Source organism: Methanobrevibacter cuticularis (assembly GCF_001639285.1).
GTDB lineage: Archaea > Methanobacteriota > Methanobacteria > Methanobacteriales > Methanobacteriaceae > Methanobaculum > Methanobaculum cuticulare.
Genome location: NZ_LWMW01000098.1, coordinates 93,983 through 100,534, shown reverse-complemented (window position 1 = coordinate 100,534; position 6,552 = coordinate 93,983). Strand labels below are relative to the sequence as shown.

Below are 6,552 nucleotides of genomic sequence, written 5' to 3'. Positions count from 1 at the left end.
TAAACTTATTCATAATATCTTTCACCTCATCATTAAAATATAATATCTCAACATACCATCCAGCTATTAAAAACTAAGAACACTTAACAATCAACTACTAACCATATCTTATTAATTAATAAATAAAAAAACTTGTTAGTCATCTAAAGAACAGTTAGTATCCTATTAAACTATTAACTTTTAACCACTGGACAAACATACTTATAGCAATTACCCATATATAAAGATATCACTTCTACACACCCCAAAACAAAAACAAAAACACAACACAACTTAGAACAAAAACCATAGACTACCCCCCCCCCCCTAAACATATAAAGAACACACAAACAAAAAAACACAAAAATAAATACAAAAAAACAACATAATACAAAAACAACCTACCTAACCCCCACACCCAATTCCCACCCATCATTTCATTTATAATACTATCATAAAAAAAACTTTATGAAAAAAATGAGCTATAAACATATAATTTATCCTAGTTTTCACAATATTTCATCCAAAACGCGAAAAAAAATCTCATTTTAGAATAAGAACATCCACACAATCCCCCAAAAAAGATTATGAAAAAACAACACATGACACTTAACAAAAAAAAAAGATTAGAAAAAAGTACTAATAATCACATATAGAAAAATTAATGGTAGAATGAAACAAAAAAGGAGTATATTGGGTTTACTCAAAAATTTATAAGGTTATAATTAAAACTTATGAGTCATAATTTTATAACAAGTTTTTAAGAATTTCTAAAAGATTTTTATAAAAATCCTAAAGCTTAAATTTATGAGAATTTTTAAGTAAATAATATAATGAATTAGTGAATTAATAAAAAGAAGTCCATGATCTAAGTCATGGTCAAAAGTCTTTTTGCACAAATTGAATTTCTTTATTTTGAATTTCAATGATTATTTTTCATTTTAAAACATTGATTAAAATTTAAATAGCTATTATTTATAAAAATTAATCTAAATTCACTAATCACATTAAATTCAAGTAATAAATATAAGAATTATTTTTAATTATTTTTCTAGAACTTTGACTTTTGATCAAGACTCGTTATATTCTATTATTAATAGCTATTGTAATTATTATTAAGATTATTAGTATTATTATTTATTCCAAGCTATTTTTAATGAATTTTCAATAGCTATTACTACTTTTTCTAAATCTTCATAATTATGAGCATTAGAAATAAAATTACATTCAAATTGGCTTGGAGGAATGAAAACACCATTTTTCATTAATTCTCTAAAATACACTAAGAATTTTTCTGTGTCTGATTTCTTGGCATCTTCATAATTTAAAATTGGATTTTCATTGAAATATATTTGAAACATTGAACTAAGTCCTACAGTTTGAAGGTTTAAATCCAAGTTATATATAGTTTCAGATATTTGATTTCTTAAATAATCTCCTTTTTTATTTAATTCATTGTAGAAACTATGATCTAGTTGATTCAAAGCTGAAATTCCAGCAGCTACAGATACTGGATTTCCATTAAAAGTTCCAGCTTGATAAACTGATCCTGATGGAGCAATCATTTCCATTAACTCCCTTTTCCCTGCAAAGGCTCCGATTGGATAGCCTCCACCAAGTATTTTTCCAAATGTGACCAAATCTGGTGTTACAGAGTAATGAGTCTGAGCTCCTCCAACTGAAAGTCTAAAACCTGTGATTACTTCATCAAAAATTAATATGATGTTATTTTTTTCTGTAATTTCTCTTAAGAACTCTAAAAATCCTTCTTTAGGTTCCACACATCCAATATTCCCCATAACAGGCTCTACAATAATTGCAGCTATTTCGTCTTTCTCTCTGGCAATTAAATTACTTAAGGCCGTTTGATCATTAAAAGGAACAGATAGAGTATTTTTTGTAGTATCTTCTGGAATTCCAAGAGAATCTGGCAATGTAGCTGCTCCTGAGCCTGATTTTACTAGAACATAATCATGTGCTCCATGATAACTACCACTAAATTTTATTATTTTATTTTTTTGGGTATATCCCCTAGCTAATCTTATGGCACTCATGGTAGCTTCAGTTCCAGAATTTACAAATCTCACCATTTCTGCACAAGGAACCCTACCTATTACCATTTTAGCTAGGGTTATTTCATTTTCTGTAGGTGCCCCATAGCTACTTCCATTTTGAATTTGCTTATATACATCTTCAATGATTTTAGAATTACAATGACCTAATATTAAAGGTCCATAAGCCAAACAATGATCTATATATAAATTTCCATCTACATCCCATATCTTAGAACCTTTTGCTCTTTCTACAAAGAAAGGATTCGGTTTAAATGCACGAACAGGAGAATCAACTCCCCCAGGTAAATATTTTTTAGATTCTTTAAATAATTCTTTTGAATTCATCTTATCACAGATTAAAAATTGTTATTTTAATAAATTTAATATTCAAAATAAATTCATCTTATCACAGATAAAAGATTTTATTTATTATTTTAATAAATTTAATATTCAAAATAAATTCATCTTATCACAGATAAAATATTTTATTTATTATTTTAATAAATTTAATAATTCAATTGTTTTGCTTGATGAAAGCTTCATTTATTCTTCTTCATGGTTTGAATAAGTGAGTTCATAATAGCACAACATACAGGAGTTCCACCTTTTGGCCCCTTTATGATGATATTTGGAATTTTATTTTTTTGCAAAGCTTCTTTTGAATCAGCAGCTCCCACAAAGCCAACTGGAACCCCTACAATGGATTTAACATCAAGTTCATCTCTTTCAAAAAGATCAATAGCTTTATAAAGAGCCGTTGGGGCATTTCCAATAGCTATTATTCCTTCAAAACCTATGTTTGAAGCGTATTGAATAGCTGCAGCTGCCCTTGTTATTTTATTCTTTTTAGCTATATTTATTACTTCTTCATTTTTAATAAAACATTCAACATTTCCATCATATTGAGTTATTCCTGCTTTTACCATGTTTATATCAGTTAATATATCTTCACCGTTTTTTAAAGATTTTAAACTTTCCTCTAGAAAGGTTGGACTAATAGCTACAAGATCAGCATATTCAGGATCAGCTGTTGAATGAACAATTCTTTCTATTATATCCTGCTCTCCAGGGCTTAATCCTTCTATTTTATCCCCAATGAGAGATTTAACTATTTCTCTACTTTTCTCAGCTATTTCATGCCCTTGTTTCGTTGATGCACCCATGAACATTTTATCACTTTTTAATATTTCTATTTAAATTCAATGATTACAAATAATTATTATTTAATTTTATATTAATATTGATATTAATGTTTATTATTATATTTGATATTAAATTGTCCTTGTTATACTATATATTTAAATACAATTAATAATTTTAATATGACTTTTTTAATGAAGAAATTATTATTATTATTATTATTGTTATTGTTATTGTTATTGTTATTATCGTTATTATGTTTAGAAGAATTAAATTATTGATTAATAGTTTATAGAAATTTATTACAAACTACAATTACAAAATTAGAAATTTTATATCTATTATTTTCATTTATAATAGATCCATTAAATCATTTATTTGAATTATTTAATATTGGTGATTAATATTTTAATTTTTTATAGAATCAGCAACTGATTTTCCAGCTAAAAATCCGGTTGAAAAAGCTATTTGAAGATTATATCCTCCAGTTGGACCATATGACTCAATCAATTCACCTGCAAAATAAAGACCATTGCATAACTTTGATTTCATGGTTTTTGAATTTATTTCATTTGTTTTAATTCCACCACAAGTAATCATAGATGTTTCTTTAGGCATTATGCCGTTTATTTTTACATTTAAATCTTTCAAATTAGCTATTATTTTATTTTTATCATTTTTTGTCATATTGCTCAGTGTTTTATTCCCACTTACTTCAATCATGTTTAAAAAAGAATCAATAAAACGATTTTTTAGATAATATTTCATATAATTTTTTACCATTGTTTTTCCATTAGCTTGAGAATCCTTTGTCATCTTTTCATTTAATTCTTCTTTGTTCAAATCAGGAATTAAATCTAAAGAAACAAATACATTTTCAAAAAATGTGTTATCATAGTTAAAATCATTATAAAAATCATTTTGATTGTTATTTTCAATATTAACATTATTTTTATCAATAATCCCCTCTTTGTCAATATTTTCAACTATATAATTACTTATATCTAAAATAGCTGGTCCAGATAATCCAGAATGAGTAATTAAAACATTCCCTTTGGTTTTAATAGTTTTTCCTTTGGTTTTGAATGAAACTTCGATATTTTCAAAAGTTATTCCTGATAAATGTTTAAAATAGCTATTTTCAACATTAAGAGAGATAAGTCCTGGTTTAGGAGTAATTAAAGAATGACCAAAATCAGCAGCTATTTTGTATCCATCCCCTGTTGAACCAGTTTGAGGATAACTAATTCCTCCTGTAGCTAATATTACTTTTTCTGCATATATTGTTTCTTTTTCTGTTTTAATTTTAAAAATATTTTTTTTAATGAAATTATCTTTTTTTTCATTATTATTGATTATATATTTTACAGAATTCTTTACTAAAATATCTACATTTAATTCATCTAAATAATCTTTTAGTATCTTTAATATTGAATTTGAATCATCAGTGATTGGAAAACACTTATGGTTCTCTTCTTCTTTAAACTCTAATCCTTCTGATTCAAAAAGAGAAAGTAGTTTTTTGTTATCAAATGTGTAAAAAGCATGCTTTAGGAAAAGTTTATCTTCTTTTTCAAATTTACCTAGAAATTTTTTTATATGAGATAAGTTCGTTATATTACACCTACCTCCTCCAGTTAAGAGTAGTTTTTTTCCTAAACTTTCATTTTTTTCAATAACAACTACATTACTTTTCCCTTTTAGTTCTTGTGCAGTGGATATTGCGGCCATCATTCCAGCTGGTCCTCCGCCTATAATAGCTACTTTATAGTTTTTCATTGTTTTCCTATTTACTTTAAATTAAGTTTTATTTACTTTAACCATATCATATATACTTTATATAGTTTTTCATTGTTTTCCTATTTACTTTAAATTAAGTTTTATTTACTTTAACCACGCCATATTTACTTTAAATTAAGTTTTATTTACTTTAACCACGCCATATTTACTTTAAATTAAGTTTTATTTACTTTAACCACGCCATATTTACTTTAAATTAAGTTTTATTTACTTTAACCATGTCATATTTACTTTAAATTAAGACTTCTATTTTATCATAATTTACTATTTCATGGTTTGAAGTTTTAGCCTATTTATAATATCTTTTTAACCATTTGTCACGGAAATTAAAAAAGTTTCCATCCATAATAGATTGACGGATTTGTTGGGTGAGTTTAATAATGAAATAGACATTATGAATTGTTATAAGTTGTATAGCAAGTTGTTTATCTGCAACAATTTGTTTTTCATTTTTTAAACCATCTTTATTTTTTAGTAATTTGCGAATTTCCCCTCGTGTGTAATGAGATTTACAAGTTGGACACTCACAACCCTTAAACAAATTCAATGGATCATCTGCAAATTTTGCATTTCTTAGATTAATATCTCCATCCAGAGTGTAAACTTTTCCGTGCCTTGCCTCTCGAGTTGGTGCCACACAATCAAAAGTGTCACATCCATTTTCTACTCCAGCAAAAATATCATCTGGTTTGGAAAGACCAAGGAGGTGTCGAGGTTTTGATTCTGGCAAAATCGAATTCGTCCAAAACAAAATATCTGATAGATGTTCTTTTTCAAAGGCACCACCTAAACCATATCCATCAAAATCCATTGCTCCTAATTCACGAGCAGCTTTTTCCCGTAAATCTTTATAATGTGCACCTTGTAACACAGCAAAAAGTCCTTGGTAAGGTTTACCAATACTTTCACGAGTCAATTTTTTATGTTCAGTTAAACACCGAACTCCCCATCTATGTGTACGGTTAAGTGCTTCTTCATTATATTTCCTACTATCACCAATGTTAGTCAATTCATCAAATGCCATGATGATATCAGCACCAATTTTATGTTGAAATTCCATGGAATATTCTGGTGTGAAAAGTTTTTCTTCTTGACTTTCATTCCTCTTGAAATATACTCCTTCTTCTGTTACTCTTGCTAAACGCTTTTTGTTTTCTGCTTTAAATTGTTCACGAGCAATATTTCGTTTATCCATCGAAATAACCTTACCTAAACCACTACCAAAGGACATGACTTGAAATCCACCACTATCCGTTATAGTGGGACAATTGTATTTGGAATATTTGGACAAACCTCCAGCTTGTTCAATTTCATCCGCAATTTTCGATAAATGAAATCCATTGCTAATCATTGCTTGAGCACCAATATTATGAAATTTAGAAGGTTCTAAGAACTTAACTTTAGCATATGTGCCAACCACCACAAAAGTTGGTGTAGCAATATCACCATTAGGAGTATGAATAATACCAGCTCTGCCTAATGCATCTGGAATTTTAGCATTAATTTCGAAACTAAATTGATTCTGTTGATTATGTTTCATTTTCCACCAATTTTTTACATAAAATAATAACAGCATAAG

The 6,552-nt window shown here is 27.4% G+C and carries 5 protein-coding genes; all 5 read right to left on the bottom strand.

The genetic code is table 11. The features are described from left to right. Nucleotides 1–173: 173 nt before the first annotated feature. The 5 genes from MBCUT_RS10865 to tgt all read right to left on the bottom strand — a co-directional run bounded on the left by MBCUT_RS10865 (nt 174) and on the right by tgt (nt 6,513). Complete coding sequence (locus MBCUT_RS10865; RefSeq protein WP_157082495.1) at nt 174–314, bottom strand: hypothetical protein; 141 nt, start codon at nt 312–314, stop codon at nt 174–176. A gap of 798 nt (nt 315–1,112) precedes the next feature. After that, nucleotides 1,113–2,378: a glutamate-1-semialdehyde 2,1-aminomutase gene (gene hemL, locus MBCUT_RS05365; protein WP_067259657.1), complete on the bottom strand. Its 1,266-nt coding sequence runs from the start codon at nt 2,376–2,378 to the stop codon at nt 1,113–1,115. 194 nt (nt 2,379–2,572) lie between these two features. After that, a complete protein-coding gene (locus tag MBCUT_RS05360; RefSeq protein ID WP_067259656.1) occupies nt 2,573–3,202 on the bottom strand; it encodes a cobalt-precorrin-8 methylmutase in 630 nt (209 codons plus the stop codon). Between the two features lie 379 nt (nt 3,203–3,581). After that, entirely contained in the window at nt 3,582–4,952 is a 1,371-nt protein-coding gene (locus tag MBCUT_RS05355) for a BaiN/RdsA family NAD(P)/FAD-dependent oxidoreductase (protein ID WP_067259655.1), read from the bottom strand. A gap of 310 nt (nt 4,953–5,262) precedes the next feature. Further along, entirely contained in the window at nt 5,263–6,513 is a 1,251-nt protein-coding gene (gene tgt / locus MBCUT_RS05350; protein ID WP_067259654.1) for a tRNA guanosine(34) transglycosylase Tgt, read from the bottom strand. Nucleotides 6,514–6,552: the final 39 nt, after the last annotated feature.

Coding starts and splice junctions, on each gene's coding strand:
- hemL (WP_067259657.1), bottom strand. CDS start 2,378: ATGAATTCAAAAGAATTATTTAAAGAATCTAAAAAATATTTACCTGGG.
- MBCUT_RS10865 (WP_157082495.1), bottom strand. CDS start 314: ATGTTTAGGGGGGGGGGGGTAGTCTATGGTTTTTGTTCTAAGTTGTGT.
- MBCUT_RS05360 (WP_067259656.1), bottom strand. CDS start 3,202: ATGTTCATGGGTGCATCAACGAAACAAGGGCATGAAATAGCTGAGAAA.
- MBCUT_RS05355 (WP_067259655.1), bottom strand. CDS start 4,952: ATGAAAAACTATAAAGTAGCTATTATAGGCGGAGGACCAGCTGGAATG.
- tgt (WP_067259654.1), bottom strand. CDS start 6,513: ATGAAACATAATCAACAGAATCAATTTAGTTTCGAAATTAATGCTAAA.